Annotated in this window: 18 protein-coding genes and 1 pseudogene; 10 read left to right on the top strand and 9 right to left on the bottom strand. The window is 70.3% G+C overall.

Annotation, left to right across the window (positions count from 1 at the left end; all coding sequences use genetic code 11):
* The 3 genes from IEX31_RS04850 to purD form a co-directional block, all read right to left on the bottom strand.
* Positions 1-843, bottom strand: coding sequence for a VOC family protein (locus IEX31_RS04850; RefSeq protein ID WP_188742339.1), 843 nt, complete (start codon positions 841-843; stop codon positions 1-3).
* A gap of 410 nt (positions 844-1,253) precedes the next feature.
* Positions 1,254-2,198 carry a phosphoribosylaminoimidazolesuccinocarboxamide synthase gene (locus IEX31_RS04845; protein WP_188742302.1) on the bottom strand — a complete coding sequence of 315 codons (945 nt, stop codon included), beginning with the start codon at positions 2,196-2,198 and terminating at the stop codon, positions 1,254-1,256.
* A 13-nt stretch (positions 2,199-2,211) separates the two neighbouring features.
* Entirely contained in the window at positions 2,212-3,525 is a 1,314-nt protein-coding gene (gene purD / locus IEX31_RS04840) for a phosphoribosylamine--glycine ligase (RefSeq protein WP_188742301.1), read from the bottom strand.
* 160 nt (positions 3,526-3,685) lie between these two features.
* On the opposite strand from purD, the gene IEX31_RS04835 reads away from it, so the two are divergent.
* Together IEX31_RS04835 and IEX31_RS04830 are read left to right on the top strand one after the other, a co-directional pair.
* Positions 3,686-4,090, top strand: a complete 405-nt coding sequence (locus IEX31_RS04835) for a sterol carrier family protein (RefSeq protein WP_188742300.1) — start codon at positions 3,686-3,688, stop codon at positions 4,088-4,090.
* Between the two features lie 41 nt (positions 4,091-4,131).
* Positions 4,132-4,521: a potassium transporter Trk gene (locus IEX31_RS04830; RefSeq protein ID WP_373285499.1), complete on the top strand. Its 390-nt coding sequence runs from the start codon at positions 4,132-4,134 to the stop codon at positions 4,519-4,521.
* A gap of 106 nt (positions 4,522-4,627) precedes the next feature.
* On the opposite strand, the gene IEX31_RS04825 is transcribed toward IEX31_RS04830, so the two are convergent.
* The 3 genes from IEX31_RS04825 to IEX31_RS19230 form a co-directional block, all read right to left on the bottom strand.
* Positions 4,628-5,518: an alpha/beta fold hydrolase gene (locus IEX31_RS04825; RefSeq protein WP_188742299.1), complete on the bottom strand. Its 891-nt coding sequence runs from the start codon at positions 5,516-5,518 to the stop codon at positions 4,628-4,630.
* 145 nt (positions 5,519-5,663) lie between these two features.
* A complete protein-coding gene (purF, locus tag IEX31_RS04820; protein WP_188742298.1) occupies positions 5,664-7,121 on the bottom strand; it encodes an amidophosphoribosyltransferase in 1,458 nt (485 codons plus the stop codon).
* 143 nt (positions 7,122-7,264) lie between these two features.
* On the bottom strand, positions 7,265-7,387 hold the full coding sequence (locus IEX31_RS19230; RefSeq protein ID WP_268236947.1) for a hypothetical protein: 123 nt from the start codon (positions 7,385-7,387) through the stop codon (positions 7,265-7,267).
* A gap of 195 nt (positions 7,388-7,582) precedes the next feature.
* On the opposite strand from IEX31_RS19230, the gene IEX31_RS04815 reads away from it, so the two are divergent.
* Positions 7,583-8,122 (top strand): TIM-barrel domain-containing protein, encoded by a 540-nt coding sequence (locus tag IEX31_RS04815; protein ID WP_229662113.1) that lies wholly within the window; start codon positions 7,583-7,585, stop codon positions 8,120-8,122.
* A gap of 9 nt (positions 8,123-8,131) precedes the next feature.
* On the opposite strand, the gene IEX31_RS04810 is transcribed toward IEX31_RS04815, so the two are convergent.
* Positions 8,132-8,869, bottom strand: coding sequence for a glutamine amidotransferase (locus IEX31_RS04810; protein WP_188742297.1), 738 nt, complete (start codon positions 8,867-8,869; stop codon positions 8,132-8,134).
* A 30-nt stretch (positions 8,870-8,899) separates the two neighbouring features.
* The gene (locus IEX31_RS04805; RefSeq protein ID WP_188742296.1) at positions 8,900-9,334 is read right to left on the bottom strand and encodes a hotdog fold thioesterase; all 435 of its coding nucleotides are present in this window, start codon (positions 9,332-9,334) and stop codon (positions 8,900-8,902) included.
* A 56-nt stretch (positions 9,335-9,390) separates the two neighbouring features.
* Between IEX31_RS04805 and IEX31_RS04800 the strand changes: the two are divergent.
* A pseudogene (locus tag IEX31_RS04800) lies at positions 9,391-9,706 on the top strand (transposase); the annotation flags it as partial.
* 100 nt (positions 9,707-9,806) lie between these two features.
* On the opposite strand, the gene IEX31_RS04795 reads toward IEX31_RS04800, so the two are convergent.
* Positions 9,807-10,415 (bottom strand): TetR/AcrR family transcriptional regulator, encoded by a 609-nt coding sequence (locus IEX31_RS04795; RefSeq protein WP_188742294.1) that lies wholly within the window; start codon positions 10,413-10,415, stop codon positions 9,807-9,809.
* Positions 10,416-10,510: 95 nt separating this feature from the next.
* Here IEX31_RS04795 and IEX31_RS04790 point away from each other — a divergent pair, with 95 nt between their 5' ends.
* The 6 genes from IEX31_RS04790 to IEX31_RS04765 all read left to right on the top strand — a co-directional run bounded on the left by IEX31_RS04790 (position 10,511) and on the right by IEX31_RS04765 (position 16,629).
* Positions 10,511-11,410, top strand: coding sequence for a CoA transferase (locus IEX31_RS04790; RefSeq protein WP_308423475.1), 900 nt, complete (start codon positions 10,511-10,513; stop codon positions 11,408-11,410).
* A gap of 105 nt (positions 11,411-11,515) precedes the next feature.
* On the top strand, positions 11,516-12,190 hold the full coding sequence (locus IEX31_RS04785; RefSeq protein WP_229662111.1) for an enoyl-CoA hydratase/isomerase family protein: 675 nt from the start codon (positions 11,516-11,518) through the stop codon (positions 12,188-12,190).
* A gap of 29 nt (positions 12,191-12,219) precedes the next feature.
* Positions 12,220-13,395, top strand: a complete 1,176-nt coding sequence (locus IEX31_RS04780) for a thiolase family protein (protein WP_188742292.1) — start codon at positions 12,220-12,222, stop codon at positions 13,393-13,395.
* A gap of 12 nt (positions 13,396-13,407) precedes the next feature.
* Positions 13,408-14,151, top strand: coding sequence for an SDR family NAD(P)-dependent oxidoreductase (locus IEX31_RS04775; protein WP_188742291.1), 744 nt, complete (start codon positions 13,408-13,410; stop codon positions 14,149-14,151).
* Between the two features lie 14 nt (positions 14,152-14,165).
* Positions 14,166-15,860, top strand: coding sequence for a long-chain-fatty-acid--CoA ligase (locus IEX31_RS04770; protein ID WP_188742290.1), 1,695 nt, complete (start codon positions 14,166-14,168; stop codon positions 15,858-15,860).
* Positions 15,853-16,629, top strand: a complete 777-nt coding sequence (locus IEX31_RS04765) for an enoyl-CoA hydratase/isomerase family protein (protein ID WP_188742289.1) — start codon at positions 15,853-15,855, stop codon at positions 16,627-16,629. The genes IEX31_RS04770 and IEX31_RS04765 overlap by 8 nt, the downstream gene beginning before the upstream one ends.
* The last annotated feature ends 4 nt before the right edge of the window (positions 16,630-16,633 follow it).

Raw genomic sequence — 16,633 nt, 5'->3', positions numbered from 1 at the left:
TCAGTCGGCCGCGCGCACCTCGATGAGGTTCGCCCACGGGTCGTCGAACGCGAGGGTGCGCCCGTCGTCCCGCGTCGCGACGCCGTAGTGCGACATCCGCTCGCCGAGGTCGCCGAGGTCGTCGGCGCCGGGCACGACGATCTCGACCTTGCCGAGGCCGAGCGCCGGGCCGCGCCGACCCGCGCCGGCGCTGTTCCACGTGTTCATGGCCATGTGGTGGTGGTAGCCGCCGGCCGACACGAAGAGCGCCTGGCTGCCGTACATCGTGGTCGTCTCGAAGCCGAGGCGGTCCACGTAGAACTCGCGGGCGCTCGGGATGTCGCCCACGGACAGGTGCACGTGGCCGACGATCGCGTCACCGAGCCCCGTGCCCGCCGTCGCGGCATCCGCTGCGAGCTGTGTCAGGTGCTCGGTGAGGTAGCGATTCGGGTCGAGGAACATCGTGGCCATCTCGATCTGGCCGTGCGTCCAGCTCCACTGCGAGCGGTCGCGGTCGACGTAGAGCTCGACGCCGTTGCCCTCGGGGTCGCTGAAGTAGAACGCCTCGCTCACGAGGTGGTCGGAGCTGCCCGTGAAGGTGCCCGGGTACTTGAGCGCCACCGAGTAGACGGCGGCGGCGAGCGCCTCGCGCGAGTCGAAGAGGATCGCGGTATGGAACAGGCCCGCGCTGCGGGGACCGGCGTGCCTCAGCTCGGGGGCGAACTCGAGGATGACGATGGGCGTCGTGCCGCGTCCGAGCACGGCGACCGGGCCGTCGTGGCCGAGCAGCTCGAGGGTCACGCCGTCGCGGTAGTAACGGATCATCGCGTCGAGGTCGCCGACCTTCAGCGTCACGGCGCCCATGCCGGTGTCGGCGGCGAGGAGGCCGGTCGACGGCACACCATTGGTTGTAGTCACAACTAATGATAACCCATCGATCCCACCGGGCATTCCGAAAGGGGTGGTGGCATGGCCAATCGGAGAGTATGGTCCGCCGCATCCGCTGCTCTTCGAGCCGTCGACCGATCCGAGGCTGGCGGCGGCCAACCAGGGCGTCCAGCTGCTGAACGACACGATCGAGGCATCCGTCGCCGCGGCCGGATCGGGATTCGTCCATGTCGCCGTGGAGACGGTGTTCGCCGGCCACGGCATCGGTGCCGGGTCGACCCGTGGATCATCGCGCCGGGGAACGATGAGGCGTACCACCCGAACCCGGCCGGGTACGTGGCCTACGCGGAGGCCATCCGAGCGGCCGGCTGAGCTCGCCGCGCCGCTCAGAGGCCGAGGGTCAACCGCTCGAACAGGGCGCGGTACCGCTCGGCGGTGCGCTCGACGATCTCGTGAGGCAGCGTCGGCGGCTCCTCGACCTCGTCCTGATCCCAGTTCGCGGCCAGCCAGTCGCGCACGATCTGCTTGTCGAAGCTCGCCATGCGCAGCTCGGGAGTGGCGCCCGTGAGGTACGCCTCGGCGTCCCAGTACCGGCTCGAGTCGCTCGTGAGCACCTCGTCGGCGAGCGTGACGATGCCCGTGTCACGGTCGGCGCCGAACTCGAACTTCGTGTCGGCGAGGATCACGCCGCGGCTCTCGGCGACCTCGGAGGCGTGCGTGAAGATGTCGAGCGACAACGCCCGCAGCTGCTCCGCGACGGTCTCGCCGACGAGCTCGATGGTGCGCTCGTACGAGATGTTCTCGTCGTGCTCGCCGAGCGGCGCCTTCCACGCGGGCGTGTACACGGGCTCGGGCAGCCGGTCGCCGTTCGAGAGGCCCTCGGGCAGCGGGATGCCGCCGATGGCGCCCGTGGCCTGGTACTCCTTCCAACCCCCGCCCGCGAGGTAGCCGCGCACGACGCACTCGATGGGGAACATGTCGAGCGTTCGGCACAGCATCGCGCGTTCGACCACGCCGGCCGGGACGTCGGGTAGGCCGGCCAGCCGGTCGTCCTCGGCGTAGGCGAGATGGTTGGGCACCTCGGGCAGCTGGTCGAGCCACCACCGCGTGAGCTTCGTGAGCACGGCGCCCTTGCCGGGGATCGCCGGCTCGAGCACGCGGTCGAACGCGCTCACCCGATCGCTCGCGACCACCAGCACGACGCGTGAGCGGCGCAGCGGATCGCCGGTCCAGTCGTCGTCATCGTCGGGCGTCGTCGCGGGCACGTACAGGTCGCGCACCTTGCCCGAGTACACGTGCGTCCAGCCGGACAGCTCTCTCGCGTCGCTCATGCGCGGGTTCCCCTCACTCCGCGACGCGCGCGGCGATGTCGGTTCGGTACTGCCCGCCCTCGAGGCGAATGCGGCCGATGGCCTCGTACGCGCGTCGCCGGGCCTCGGCGAAGTCGGAGCCGAGCGCGACGACGTTGAGCACGCGTCCGCCGGTCGCGACGAGCGGCGCGGTCCCGCCGGGCCCCGACGCGGCGCCGATGGCGGTCGCGGCGTGCGCGAGGTGCACTCCGGGCACGGATGCCGCGGCGTCGACGCCCTCGATCACGCGTCCCGTCTCGGGGGCCTCGGGATACCCCTCGCTCGCCAGCACGACCGTGACCGCGGCATCCGGTCGGAACACCGGGCGCGGCACCTGCCCGAGCCCGCCCGTTGCCGCGGCGAACAGCAGGCCCGACAGCGGCGTCTCGAGGCGGGGCAGCACGACCTGCGTCTCAGGGTCGCCGAACCGCGCGTTGAACTCGATGACGCGGATGCCGCGAGAGGTCAGGATGAGGCCCGCGTAGAGCAGCCCGATGAACGGCGTCTGCTCCTCGGCGAGCTGCTTCACGGTCGGCTTTGCGATGGTCTCGACGACCTCATCGTCGAAGGCCTCCTCGCTGCCGAAGCGGTCGGCGAGCCACGGCAGGGGCGAGTAGGCCCCCATGCCGCCCGTGTTCGGCCCCCGGTCGCCGTCGAGCAGGCGCTTGTAGTCCTGCGCGGGCGAGAGCGGCACCACGTGCGTGCCGTCGGACAGCAGGAACAGCGAGACCTCCTGGCCGTCGAGGAACTCCTCGACGAGCACCGGCCCCTGCTGCAGGTAGTGGGTGGCGTGCGCGAGCGCGGCGTCGCGGTCGCTGGTGACGAGCACGCCCTTGCCGGCGGCGAGCCCGTCGGCCTTCACGACGTAGGGCGCACCGAAGTCGTCGAGCGTCGCCTCGACCTCGGCGAGGGTGTCGGCGAGCGTCGCGCGGCCGGTCGGCACGCCCGCGGCCTCCATGACGCGCTTGGCGAAGGTCTTCGAGCCCTCGAGGGCGGCCGCGGCCCGGCCCGGCCCGAACACGGCGATGCCGCGGGGACGCAGCGCATCGGCGACGCCGGCCACGAGCGGGGCCTCGGGGCCGATCACGACGAGCTCGATGTCGTTGTCGAACGCGTAGTCGGCGACGAGCACGGGGTCGGTCGGGTCGAGTGCGATCGTGGTCACGCTGCCGCGCGCCGACGAGGTCGCGGATGCCGCGATGCCGGCGTTGCCGGGGGCGGCGATGATCTCGTGACCGGCCTCCTCGTCGAGGAGCGCGAGGACGATGGCATGCTCGCGCGCGCCCGAGCCGAGGACGAGGATTCTCACCGGTTCAGGCTACCCCGTCGCATCCGTTCAGAATTCAGGATCAGCGCGAGCGAGTGTGGTCGTCTCGGCGCGGAAACGACTCCTGACCACCCGGGACCACCGCCGACCTCCTGAATTCCGATGCCAGTGCGGGCCGCCGCGGTGGGTGCAGGATGGAGGCATGGCACGGGTGCGGATCGACGACGCGTTGGGGCGGGCAGCGGTGAGCACGGTGCAGGCGATCGCCGCGCGCCGCGGCGAGGGCGCAGGCGCTGCACTCGGGGCATCCGTCGACCGTTCGACCCTCGCCCTCGCGGTGCGGTACACGCTGCAGCTCCTCGCCGAGCAGGCCCCGGGCGGCACCGTCGAGGTGCGCGTGCCGCCGCACGGGGCGGTGCAGTGCATCGAGGGCCCGAAGCACACGCGCGGCACACCGCCGAACGTCGTCGAGACGGATACCGCGACGTGGCTCGCCCTGGCGGTGGGCGACCTGTCGTGGGCCGATGCGCGGGCATCCGGACGCGTGCACGCCTCGGGTCAGCGTGCCGACCTCGGTGGGCAACTGCCGGTGCTGCGCATTCCCTGAGGGCGCACGCCGTCGCCTCGCCGGTGCGGGACAATGGAGGGGTGAGCGACATGCAGAACTCCCCCGAGACGCCCGAGCCGATCTTCCCGGCCGGAGTCGGTGGAGACGCCGCGGATCCCGTGGCATCCGAGGTCACCAGCGACACGGTCATGGTGCGGCGCTCCCCGCGCTACGGCCGGTTCATCACCCTCGGTGCGCTCGTGGGCGCCGTCGTCGCGCTGATCCTGACGTTCGCGTTCTCAGGACAGCCCATCGAGGGGCAGCTCGTCCAATTCGACAAGGGCCAGGTCTTCGGCTTCCTGCTGCTCTTCTGCGGTGTCATCGGTGCTGGGCTGGGCGCCATCGTGGCACTCATCATCGACCGGGCATTGGCGCGGCGCTCGACCGCCGCCATCGCCGAGCACGAGTCCACCCACTTCATCGACGACTGAGCCGGCGTCACGTCACCCGCCGCGGGCGGCCGATCGTGGCGGCCCGAACTCGGTGCGCCCCGGCGAGGAACGGCCGCCGCGACGGCGGCACCGCGGCATCCGCCCGTCAGATGAGGCTCAGCACCGCGTCGGCGAACTCACGCGGCGCCTCCTGCGGCGGGTCATGCCCGATGCCCGGGAGCTCCCGGAACGTGTAGGGCCCGGTGAAGTGCTCGCGATCCTCCGCGGCACTCGGGCCGCCGAGACCGTCGGCGCCCGATTCGAGCACCACGGTGGGCACCGTGATGGGCGGCTGGGCGTACATGGCCGCCTCGATCGCGGCATACCGCGGATCGCCGGCGACGAGCCCCGAGCGGTGCCGGTACGAGTGGATGACGACGTCGACGAAGTCGGGGTTCTCGAGGCTCGGCGCGCTCGCACGGTAGGCGGTCGCGGCATCCGTCCACTCGGGAGACCACGTGGTCCACAGCAGTTCGCAGAGCTCGTGGCGGTAGCGCTCGAGGCCTCGCCGTCCGGCCTCGGAGTGGAAGTAGTACTTGTACCAGTACGTGCGCTCCCACTCGGGACGCGTCGGCTCCTGCGCGAGCGCCGGATCGAAGATGTTGTAGCCGCCGACCGTGACGAGACCGGCGACCCGTTCGGGATGCAGGGCCGCGACGATGCACGCCGCGCGTCCGCCCCAGTCGTAGCCGCCGACGACGGCGCGGTCGATGTCGAGCGCGTCGAGGAGGTCGAGGAGATCCTGCGTGAGCGCGCCCTGCTCGCCCGAGCGCGGGGTCGCGGCATCCGCGAACCGTGTCGGGCCGTAGCCGCGCAGGTAAGGCGCAATCACGCGCACACCGGATGCCGCGAGGAACCCCGCGACCTCGTCGAACGCGCGCACGTCGTAGGGGAACCCGTGCGAGAGCACGGCCACGGGTGCGCCGGCCGGACCCGCCTCCTCGTACGCGATCTCGAGCACGGGCGTGCGGACGGTGCCGCGGCGTGTGAATCCCATCACGCCAGTCTGGCGCAGGCCGCCGACGATGCGGCGGCCGCGCGGCATCCGCCTGGCGATGGCGGCCGGTCGTCGCGACGGCGGCTCGAACTCGTTGCACCACGGCGAGGAACAGCCGCCGCGAACGCCGGGCCGCGGCATCCGCTCAGCTCAGCTGCGTCTGCTCCACCCACTCGAGGTACTCCTCGGTGACGGTGCCCGTGACGTAGTCGCCCGTGAAGCACGACATGTCGAGCTGCTCGATCGACGTGCCCTGCGTGATCGCCGCCTGCAGGTCGGCGACCTCCTGGTAGATCATGTGGTCGGCGTCGAGCTCGCGGGCGATCTCGGGGATCCTGCGTCCGTGCGCGATGAGCTCCTGGCGGCTCGGCATGTTGATGCCGTACACGTGCGGGTAGCGCACCGGGGGAGCGGCCGACGTGAAGGTGACCTCGTTGGCGCCGGCGGCGCGCGCCATCTCGACGATCTCCTTCGAGGTCGTGCCGCGCACGATCGAGTCGTCGACGATGAGGACGTTCTTGCCCTTGAACTCCATGCCCATGGCGTTGAGCTTCTGGCGCACCGAGCGGCGCCGCTGCGCCTGCCCGGGCATGATGAACGTGCGGCCGACGTAGCGGTTCTTGTAGAAGCCCTCGCGGTACTCGATGCCGAGCTTCTGCGCCACCTGCATCGCGGCGGGCCGCGACGAGTCGGGAATGGGCATGACGACGTCGATGTCGCCCTTGTCCATGTGCGTCTCGATCGTCGTCGCGAGGCGGTTCCCCATGCGCAGGCGCGCCTCGTACACCGAGATGCCGTTCATGATCGAGTCGGGCCGGGCGAGGTAGACGTACTCGAACGAGCACGGCACGAGACGAGGGTTCGGCGCGCACTGCCTCGACACCATCTCGCCGTCGAGCGAGATGAAGATCGCCTCGCCGGGTTCGACGTCGCGCACGACCTCGTAGTCGCCGTTCTCGAGCACGAGCGATTCGGATGCCACGATCCACTCGTCCTTGCCGGCCTCGGTGGCGCGGCGACCGAGGATCAGCGGACGGATGCCGAACGGGTCGCGGAACGCGAGCAGGCCGTAGCCGGCGATCATCGCGATGACCGCATACGAGCCTTCGACGCGCTCGTGCACCAGCTCGACGGCGCGGAACACCTGGTCGGGGTCGAGCTCGAGGCCCTTGATCTGCCCCTGCAGCTCGGTGGCGAGCACGTTGAGGAGCATCTCGGTGTCGCTCGTGGAGTTCACGTGGCGACGGTCGATCGAGAACAGGTCGCCCGAGAGCTCGCGCGTGTTCGTGAGGTTGCCGTTGTGCACGAGGATGATGCCGTACGGCGCGTTCACGTAGAACGGCTGCGCCTCCTCCTCGCGCTCGGCCGCGCCCTTCGTGGTGTAGCGCACGTGGCCGAGCCCCAGGTTGCCGAGGAGCGATCGCATGTCGCGCGTGCGGAACGCCTCGCGCACCTGCCCGCGCGCCTTGGCCATGTGGAACACGGGTCCGTCGGCGGTCGCGATGCCCGTGGAGTCCTGGCCTCGGTGCTGCAGGAGGAGCAGGCTGTCGTAGATCTGCTGATTGACGGGCTCGGTGGAGACGATGCCGACGATGCCGCACATGCGAGCAATGGCTCCTCGGGTGTGGGTGATGCGTCCGAGCTGGACGATCCATCCTCCCACATGCGCGCGTGTGAGCCGCCTCAGTGGCCGTCGATGCGCACGTGAGCGGATGCCCCGTGGCCGACGGCCACCCGATGCCGGATTCAGTGCACGAACTGGCCGGTCGTGCGCGGCACGCCGGGCGCGATGAGCGCCACGGCGAGGACCGCCGCGACGGCAGCGACGCCCGCCGAGACCGGCGACGCCGACGGCGCTGCCGAGCTCATGGAACGAGTTCAGCAGGCCAGATGCCGCGCCCGCCTCGGCGTGGTCGACGCCGCCCAGTGCCGTGGTGCTCGCGCACACGAAGGCGCCGCCGAGTCCGAGCGCGCCCACCGTCATGCCGATGATCGCGATCGCCTCCGACGAGCCGGCCGTGATCGGCGACCACCCGGCAACGCCCTGCAGCTCGAAGGAGAACCATGAACAGGCCGCCGACGAGGAGACCCGTCGCGACGAGCATGAGCAGGGAGCCGGTCGCGACCGGTCGCGAGCGCACGAGCCCGAGTCGAACGAGCGGTTGCGCCGAGCGGCGCTCGACCACGACGAAGGCGGCCAGCAGGGCGACGCCGAGGACGGCGAATCCGACCGCGGAGCTGTACCTCCGTGCGACCGCGGCATCGACCTTCGTGCCGATCATGCAGTACCACTCCGAGTTCGACCATCACCGCAGGCCATCGCGCGACCGCACGCCTTGGAACATCGCCGAGCAGACCGGCGACGATCGTGTGGTGCCCGTGTTCCGCGACTTCGCGAAGCTGCGCGAGCGGCTGGTGCCCTACCTCGCCGAGGAGGCCTCCGAGAGCGTCCGCACGTCGGCGCCGCTCATGCGGCCGGTGCACTTCGATCACCCGGGCCTCGAGACGGCGTGGACGCATCCGTTGCAGTGGATGCTCGACCGCGTGCCGGTCTACGTGCGCGCCGAGGCGTGGCCGCGGCTCGCCGAGGTCTTCACGCCATGACCGCGGGCCTTACCGGGCGTGCAACTCCACGAAGGTGCGGAGCATGCGGCTCGGGTGTGACACCTCCGCGCGCCGCACCGATGCGAGGGTGAGCTCGAGCTCGTCGGCGGCGAAGTAGCCGTGGCCGGCGTACGCATGGATGCGCACGACGATGCCGTCGAGGTCGAGGTCGAGCTCGGGGTGGAACTGCGTCGCGTAGACGTTCGACCGCACCCGGAACATCTGCACCGGGCATGTCGGCGACGATCCGAGCAGGGTCGCCGAAGAGGGCAGGGAATGGATGGCCTCCTTGTGCCCGACGAACGTCTCGAAGGTCGGCGGCATCCCTGCGAGCAGGGGATCGGATACCCCAGCGTCGGTCAGGGTGACCGGTACGACGCCGATCGGCTCCGCATAGGTGTGATCGATCGTCGCGCCCTGGTGCACGCCGAGGGTCCCGACGCCGTAGCAGGCGCCGAGGAACGGGAAGTCCCGGGCGACGACCTCATCGAGGAGTGCCGCGAATTCAGCCTCGACCCGGTGCTGGACGGGCGACTTCCGCTCGGCCGGGTCGGAGGCGTTGAACGGGCCGCCGCCGACGAAGATGCCCGACAACGCGTCGAGGTCGAGCCGCGGCATGGGTCCCGCCTCGAGCCGCACCCGGACGAGGTCGCGCTCGTCGAGCCCGGTATGCCGCAGGAAGAGGGCGTACTCTTCTTCCGCGGGTACCTCCTCGGCACGTGTGGCGAGGAGGACGAACGGCTTCACGGCCCCACGATACGCGCGCGGCAGGTGTCGTCAGTACTCCGACGGCTTTGCGAGCACGGCCATGGTGCAACGCGAGACGCACACGAGCCGGCCCTGTTCGTCGGTGATGCGGACGTCCCACACCTGCGTCGTGCGCCCGCGGGTGATCGGGCGCGCCTCGCCGTAGACCCAGCCCTCGGCCACCGGCCGCAGGTGGTTGGCGTTGATCTCCATGCCCACGCAGTAATTGGCTTCGGGGTCGACGGTGAAGCTCGCCCCCCAGCTCGCGAGGGTCTCGGCGAGGAGCACGGATGCCCCGCCGTGCAGCAAGCCGCCGGGCTGGCGCGTGCGCTCGTCGACGGGCATGCGGCCCCTGAGTGAATCATCCGTCAACTCGGTCATCTCGATGCCGAGCGCGCGGATCGCGGTGCCGTCGCAGCGGGAGTTCGCCCACTCGACGGAGGGCTCGCCGAACCAGATACTCATGCCATCGAGTCTGGCACGACCGGGAGGTGATTTCCTCCGGCGTCGCGCCGGACACGATGATCCTCAAGGCTGACGAGCAGTGGGCTCGGTTGGAGCCGTTGCTGCCCTCGAACGCTGGGCGTCGTGGGCATCCGTTCCGGGAGGACCGTCGGGTCGTGGACGGCATCATCTACCGGTCCCGGACCAGGATCGCGTGGCGTGATCTGCCGCGGGAGCTGTTCGGGCCGTGGCAGACGGTGTGGAAGCGACATCGCCGTATGCCGGGCCGGCGATGGGACCTGGGATCGTGCGCCGGCGCAGCTGATCGCCGGAGCCGACGCCGCCGGTGATGTGGACTGGGCTGCGAGCGTGGACGCGACGATCGTGCGAGCTCCTCGATGAATCCCGTCGCACATCACCGACTCGGGCCTGGCTGGCGACGACCCGCATCTCGCGCTGGGTCACGTTCGACCGCACGTGCCGGCGTGAGGGATCAGTGGCTCACGTCCACAATGAGTTGGGGGGGCGTCCTCGATGGGCCCATGTCGTCGTCGAATTCCCTGGAGATTCGGTCGACAAGCGGCTGCAGGAAGAGGCGTCCGAGTTGGCGCACCATGATGGTGACGACCTGATCGCCGACGGTGTGCTTCGTCGAGGCGACGCCGGCCGCCCGGAGGTCGTGGACCTGCTGTGCCGAAAGCTGGCTGAGCCGGCTCACCAGGTCGCCTCGCTCGGCGCTGCCATCAAGCAGGGCTCGCCGCAGGTAGTCGACGATCGCCCGATTCGTGGACAGCATTTCGGCGACAGCCTCATCCCGCGCGGCTGCGATCTGGTCGACCGGACGGCTGCCTAGCGGAACGGACGCGATCGTCTCGGAGAACCGATCGACGATCGCGAGTTCGACGGCTTCGCGCAGCACCTCCTTTGTCCCGTAGTGGTGGACGATCAGTCCGACCGTCACGCCTGCCGCTGAGGCGATCGCGCGCAACGAGGTGGCGTCGACTCCCTGCTCGGCGAACAGGTCCAGCGCGGCGTTCCGGATCCGGGCCTTGCCGGTGAGGTCGTTGGCGGGCGGTCCCGCTCCGGGCAGTCGTCGGGCCATGTCCCCTCGGTCCCTGTCTGTGTTCCGCTGCGTGATTCCTTCGATCCTAGCTATTGCACGATTCGTATCAGTTACTGTACAGTTGTACAGACTTGGTGATCGCAAAGGAGCAGCACGTGTCAAGGACGTCGGTTGCAGAGGCGCTCGCGGGGGTAAAGGTCGTTTCCTTGGCCGTGAACCTTCCGGGGCCCTTGGCAGCCGCCCGACTTGCCTCGATGGGCGCGTCGGTGACCAAGGTCGAGCCACCGTCAGGAGACCCGCTCCAAGGAGCGGCGCCAAGCTGGTACGCCGAGCTCGTTGTCGGCCAGGAGGTCGTCACGCTCGACCTGAAGGAACCAGTCGGCCGATCGGCGCTGGAGGGGCAGCTTGCCGGCGCCGACGTGCTGGTGACGGCGACGCGGCCCTCGGCGCTGGCGCGGCTCGGGCTCTTGGAGAGCGTCGAGCGTCATGGTCTCGTCCTGGTCGAGATCGTCGGCTACGACGAGGAGCGCTCGGACGAGGCTGGCCATGATCTGACCTATCAGGCGGCACGGGGTACGCTCGTGCCGCCCACGATGCCGCTCGTGCCGGTGGTTGACGTCCTGGGAGCGGAGCGGGCGGTGACCGCGACGCTTGCCGGGCTGCGGCGGCGGACGTCCGGGCAGACGGCCATCCGCGAGCGGGTCGTGCTCGACGACGTGGCCTTCCACGCATCGGCCGCGGTGCGCCACGGCCTGACAGGTCCCGGTGACGTCCTCGGTGGGGGCCTGCCCACCTACGGCATCTACGCGACGAACGACGGGCACGTCGCCGTCGCGGCGATCGAGCCGCACTTTGCCGAGCGCCTCGCTGACGCCGTCGGGGGCACGCGTGACGAGCTGGTCGCCCGCTTCGCCACCGAGTCCGCCGCCCATTGGGTGTCCTTGGGCCGTTCGCTCGACATCCCCATCGCTGCCGTACTGAGCCTGCCTGCCGCTGGTGTCGGGACTCCGGTCCATTCCCGCGGCCTCGACTGATCGCCCCCGCACCCAGGAGTCCTTCATGCCCAGCCTCGCCCAAGTCCTTGCCCGAACGGCCAGCCGCGCTCCCGAGCCGACCGCCGTCCAGTTGGGTCGAGTTCGATGACGTATGCCGTGCTCGACGCCCGCGTCAACCAGCTCGCGCGCGAGCTGTCCAGCCGGGGCCTGGCCAAGGGCGACCGTCTGCTCCTGCTGTCGGGCAACAGCGACGCCTTCGACTGCAGCACCGCCGACGCTGGGATGCTGAAGCCCGGTGCGGACGGAACCCACGGACTGCCCGCCGGCTACGCGATACCGGCGGGCACGATCCTCGGCACCAGATCCGGGCGGAGCTCAGTGGCTGACACCCCGAGCCGGCTCGGCGCCCGGCCCACCGCCGGTACGCCGAGGACCTCGCAGACAGTGCGCGTCAGCGTCCAGGGACCCGTCGCCACCCTCGACCTCAATCCCGACCGACTCGGCGATGCCGTGGTCGAGTTCGACGCGGTCATTCCAGCCTTGGGTGATCTGCCCCAGCCGGTCATCGCCAAGGTTCGCGGCGCCGCCGTCGGCGCCGGCCGCAACCTGGCCCTCGCCTGCGACTTCGTCGTCGCCGACCAGACCGCGCGGTTCACCCAGCCGGCTTCTCCCGGGCTGCCCAGGCACGCACCAGGCACCTGCTCGACGAAACATGGGCCGCAGCCCTGCCCGAAGCGCTGGACCGCGAGGCGGCACCCCGGTCGCCGATGTCTCCGCGCCCGAGTTCCTGCACGTCCTGAACACCTTCCGTACCCGTAACCCCCGTACCCCCACCAAGGAGCCCAACCATGACACGTGAAGCAGTCATCGTCGACGCCGTCCGCACACCGGTCGGCAAGCGCGGCGGCCAGCTGCGCACCTGGCATCCCGTCGACCTGCTCGCGCACACCCTGTCCCATCTCGTTCAGCGCACCGGCCTCGACCCGGACCGCCTCTCCGACGTCATCGTCGGCTGTGCCATCCAGCGCGGCGAGCAGACCGGCAATGTCGCCCGCAACGCCCTGCTCGGTGCGGGCCTGCCCATCACCCTGCCCGGCACGACCCTGGACAGGCAGTGCGGCTCCGGCCAGCAGGCGGTCCACTTCGCCGCCCAGGCGATCAAGTCCGGCGAGTACGACTTCGCCATCGGCGCCGGCGTCGAGTCCATGAGCCGGGTCGACCTCGGCCCGCTCTTCGTGCCCGGCGGCGGCCAGGGCGACTGGTACGGCGAGCGGGTCCTGGCCCGCTTCGACGGCAACCTTCCCGCCCAGGGCCCGTCAGCCGAGCTCGTCGCCGCCAAGTGGGGCTTCACCCGCGAGCAGCTCGACGCCTTCAGCGTCCAGAGCCACCGCCGCGCCGCCGCCGCGACAGATGCCGGACACTTCGCGTCCGCCCTCGTGCCCCTCGACGGCACCGACAAGGATGGCTCGGTCGCGCCGATGACCCGGGACGAGGGCATGCGGCCCGACGTCGACCCCGCGCGCGTTGCCGCGCTCCAGCCGGTGTTCTCCCCGGACGGCGTCATCACCGCCGGCAACGCCTCGCAGACGAGCGACGGCGCCGCCGCGCTCCTCGTCGCAGACCGCGCCGCCACCGAGGCGGCCGGGCTACGGCCGCGGGCCAGGATCGTGTCCATGGCCGTCGCCGCGGACGACCCGGTGCTTCAGTTCACCGCCGTCATCCCTGCCAGCCGGAAGGCCCTGGACCAAGTCGGCATGACCGTCGGCGACATCGACCTCGTCGAGGTCAACGAGGCGTTCTCGCCGGTCCCGCTGCTGTGGCGCGAGGAGTTCGGCTATCCCGAGGACCAGCTCAACGTCAACGGCGGATCCATCGCCATCGGCCACCCGCTCGGCTCGACCGGAGCCCGGCTGCTGACCCAGCTCGTCAACGAGCTCGAGCGCCGGCAAGCCCGATACGGCCTGCTCACCATCTGTGAAGGCGGCGGCATGGCCAACGCCACCATCGTCGAACGCATCGCCTGAAGGAGCCACATCATGCAACTCAGCAGTCGCACCTTTCTCGTGACCGGCGGCGCATCCGGGCTCGGTGGCGCGACCACGGCCGCGCTGCTGGAGCGTGGCGCGCACGTCGTCGTCGCAGACCGCGCCGGGACAGCACCGGCCGGGGCCGTCTTCGTCGAGACCGACGTCACCGACTCCGGCGCGGTGGCCCACGCGGTCGAGGTGGCCACCCGGCAGCCGGGACCGCTGTCCGGGGTGGTCAACTGCGCCGGCATCGGCATCGCCCAGAAAGTGCTCGGCAAGTCCGGCCCGCACGCACTGGAGGACTTCATGAAGGTCCTCGAAGTGAACCTCGCCGGCACCTTCAACGTGATCAGGCTCGCCGCCGCCGCGATGAGCGACGCCGAGCCGGGCCCGGGCGGCGAGCGTGGCGTGATCATCAATACTGCCTCGGCCGCCGCCTTCGACGGCCAGATCGGTCAGGCCGCCTACTCCGCCTCCAAGGGTGGAGTCGTGGCCATGACCCTTCCGATCGCCCGCGAGCTGGCCAGGTATGGGATCCGGGTGGCCACGATCGCACCGGGACTGTTCCTCACGCCAATGATGGGCGACCTGCCCGAGGCCGCGAGGGAGTCGCTGGGCCAACAGGTGCCCTTCCCGGCACGCCTCGGCGACCCGTCCGAGTACGCCGGCCTCGCCCTCCACATCATCGAGAACCAAATGATCAATGGCGAGGTGATCCGTCTCGACGGAGCACTGCGCATGGCCGCCCGCTGAACAGGAGATTCATCATGCCTTCCACCTTCACCACCCGCCCCATCGTCACCGGCTACCCATCGACCATGGGGGACGACGTCCAGCTCAACACGACCACGCTCATCCGGCACGCCGCCCGCACGCATCCCGAACGGGAGATCGTCTACCGCACCCCGGAAGGGGGCTGGGACCGCTACACGTACGCGGCGGCATACGAGCGCGTGATCCGGGGCGCCAATGCGCTGCGCTCTCTCGGCGTCGAGCCCGGGGACCGGGTCGGCATCCTCGACTGGAACAGCCGCCGCCACTACGAGCTCTACTGGGCCATCCCGGGCCTCGCCGCTGTGATGGTTCAGCTCAACCTCCGTCTGGGCCCAGAGGACCTGTCCTTCGTCATCGACGACAGCGGCACGTCGGTCATCTGCGTCGACGAGACCCTCCTGCCGGTCGCCGAGGCTGTCGCCCCCCTGCTGCCCGGAGTGCGCGCCTGGGTCGTCATGACGGACAAGCCGCTCTCTCAGGTCGAGACCAGCTTGCCCAACGTGCACCACTACGAGGACCTCGTCGCCGCGGCCAGCCCGCACATCGCCTGGCCCGAGATCGAGGAGCGCTCCGCGTACGCCGCGTGCTACACGACCGGCACGACCGGCCGGCCCAAGGGCGTCTACTACTCTCACCGGGCGATCTACCTGCACTCGTACGCCATCGCCACGAACATCGGGATGGTCCTCGACGACTGCACCATGCTCATCACCCCGATGTTCCACGGCCAGGCGTGGGGCCTGCCTCAGGCAGCGACCCTGATGGCCAACAAGATCGTCCTACCCGGCCGCTACATGGCCGAGGACACCAAACCGCTGACCGATGCGATCATCGCCGAAGGCGTCACCGTCGCCAATGGCGCACCCGCGATCTTCCTGCCGATGCTCCGGTACATCGAGACCCTCGACGAGAAACCAGACCTGTCCCGGCTGCGGATGATGTCCGGCGCCACCGAGCCGCCGCTGACCATGATGCGCGGCTTCCACGACCTGACCGGCGCCGAGGTCGTCCACGCCTACGGCGCGACCGAGACCACGCCGCTCGTGACCATGAACCGCTACAAGCCGAGCGTGCGCGAACGCCTGGGCGAGGACGAGCTCTTCGAGCTCAAGCGCAAGCAGGGGTTGCCCGTCAGCGGCATCGACATTCGGCTCATCGACGGCAGCGGCAACGACGTCCCCTGGGACGGCGTCACGCAGGGCGAGATCTGCGTGCGGGGCCCGTGGGTCACCAGGACCTACCACAACATGCCGGAGGACGATCAAGCCGACCGGTTCCACGACGGCTACTGGCGCAGCGGTGACGTCGGCACCATCGACGCGGATGGCTACCTGAAGGTGACCGACCGCGTCAAGGACGTCATCAAGAGCGGCGGGGAGTGGATTTCGTCGATCGACATGGAGAACCTGCTCCTCAGCCACCCGGCCATCGCCGAGGCCGCCGTCGTCGGACTGGCACACCCGAAGTGGCAGGAGCGGCCCTTCGTGCTCATCGTCCCAAAGCCCGGCCAGGAGGTCACCCTCGAGCACGTCCACGTCCACCTGTCGATCGCGTTCGCCTCATGGCAGCTGCCCGACGCGATCGAGATCGTGACCGATATCCCCCGCACGAGCGTCGGCAAGTTCGACAAGAAGGCGATCCGCGAGGCATACGCCGGCGCCTACCGAGGAGAGCAGGTCGATGCCTGAGCAGCTCGTGGCCGCCGAGACCCGGGGCACGACCTTGGTCCTCACCCTGGATCGACCGGTAGCCCTCAACGCGTTGAGCCGCGCGCTCGTCGACCGGCTCGCCGACCGACTCGAGGAGGCTGCCGCCGACGACGCCGTACGCGCCGTCGTCCTGACGGGGTCCGAGAAGGCCTTCTGTGCCGGCGCGGACATCGGCGAGATCCCGAACATGGTCGGCGCCTCCCCGCTCGACCCGCTCCCGCTCGACCGGCTCTTCGAGACCATGGCCCGCCTGTCCGTCCCGACGATCGCCGCGGTCCGCGGCATCGCCTTCGGCGGCGGCTGCGAGCTCGTCCTCGCCTGCGACACCGCCATCGCAGGCCGCTCGGCCAGCTTCGCCGTCCCCGAGGTCAAGCTTGGGGTGATCCCCGGCGGCGGGGGCACCCAGCGGCTCGTCCACGCCATCGGCAAGGCCAAGGCCATGCGGATGCTCCTGACCGGCGCGCCCGTCGACGCCGAATGGGCTTACGACGCCGGCCTGGTCGCTGACCTCGTCGACGACGCGCAGGTACTCGGCCGCGCTCTCGAGCTCGCCACGCAGATCGCAGGCAACGCCCCGCGAGCCGTTGCGTATGCTGCTGACTCGGCACGCCGGGTGAACGACATGCCGCTTCACCAAGGGCTCGCCCACGAACGGCGCAACTTCCTCCTCGCGCTCGGCACAGCTGACGCCAGTGAGGGAATCGACGCCTTCACCCACCGACGCGCACCCGCCTTCACGGGCAGATAGGGAC

The sequence above is a fragment of the Agromyces bauzanensis genome (genome assembly GCF_014645655.1).
GTDB classification, from domain to species: Bacteria; Actinomycetota; Actinomycetes; order Actinomycetales; family Microbacteriaceae; genus Agromyces; species Agromyces bauzanensis.
Note: the sequence above shows the minus strand (reverse complement) of the source record. Positions and strands in the feature narration are given on the sequence as shown.

Excerpts from the sequence above, each read along its gene's own strand:
- IEX31_RS04850 (WP_188742339.1), bottom strand. The coding sequence starts at position 843 with ATGGGCGCCGTGACGCTGAAGGTCGGCGACCTCGACGCGATGATCCGT.
- IEX31_RS04845 (WP_188742302.1), bottom strand. The coding sequence starts at position 2,198 with ATGAGCGACGCGAGAGAGCTGTCCGGCTGGACGCACGTGTACTCGGGC.
- IEX31_RS04835 (WP_188742300.1), top strand. The coding sequence starts at position 3,686 with ATGGCACGGGTGCGGATCGACGACGCGTTGGGGCGGGCAGCGGTGAGC.
- IEX31_RS04825 (WP_188742299.1), bottom strand. The coding sequence starts at position 5,518 with ATGGGATTCACACGCCGCGGCACCGTCCGCACGCCCGTGCTCGAGATC.
- purF (WP_188742298.1), bottom strand. The coding sequence starts at position 7,121 with ATGTGCGGCATCGTCGGCATCGTCTCCACCGAGCCCGTCAATCAGCAG.
- IEX31_RS19230 (WP_268236947.1), bottom strand. The coding sequence starts at position 7,387 with ATGAGCTCGGCAGCGCCGTCGGCGTCGCCGGTCTCGGCGGGCGTCGCT.
- IEX31_RS04815 (WP_229662113.1), top strand. The coding sequence starts at position 7,583 with ATGAACAGGCCGCCGACGAGGAGACCCGTCGCGACGAGCATGAGCAGG.
- IEX31_RS04805 (WP_188742296.1), bottom strand. The coding sequence starts at position 9,334 with ATGAGTATCTGGTTCGGCGAGCCCTCCGTCGAGTGGGCGAACTCCCGC.
- IEX31_RS04795 (WP_188742294.1), bottom strand. The coding sequence starts at position 10,415 with ATGGCCCGACGACTGCCCGGAGCGGGACCGCCCGCCAACGACCTCACC.
- IEX31_RS04785 (WP_229662111.1), top strand. The coding sequence starts at position 11,516 with ATGACGTATGCCGTGCTCGACGCCCGCGTCAACCAGCTCGCGCGCGAG.
- IEX31_RS04780 (WP_188742292.1), top strand. The coding sequence starts at position 12,220 with ATGACACGTGAAGCAGTCATCGTCGACGCCGTCCGCACACCGGTCGGC.
- IEX31_RS04775 (WP_188742291.1), top strand. The coding sequence starts at position 13,408 with ATGCAACTCAGCAGTCGCACCTTTCTCGTGACCGGCGGCGCATCCGGG.
- IEX31_RS04770 (WP_188742290.1), top strand. The coding sequence starts at position 14,166 with ATGCCTTCCACCTTCACCACCCGCCCCATCGTCACCGGCTACCCATCG.
- IEX31_RS04765 (WP_188742289.1), top strand. The coding sequence starts at position 15,853 with ATGCCTGAGCAGCTCGTGGCCGCCGAGACCCGGGGCACGACCTTGGTC.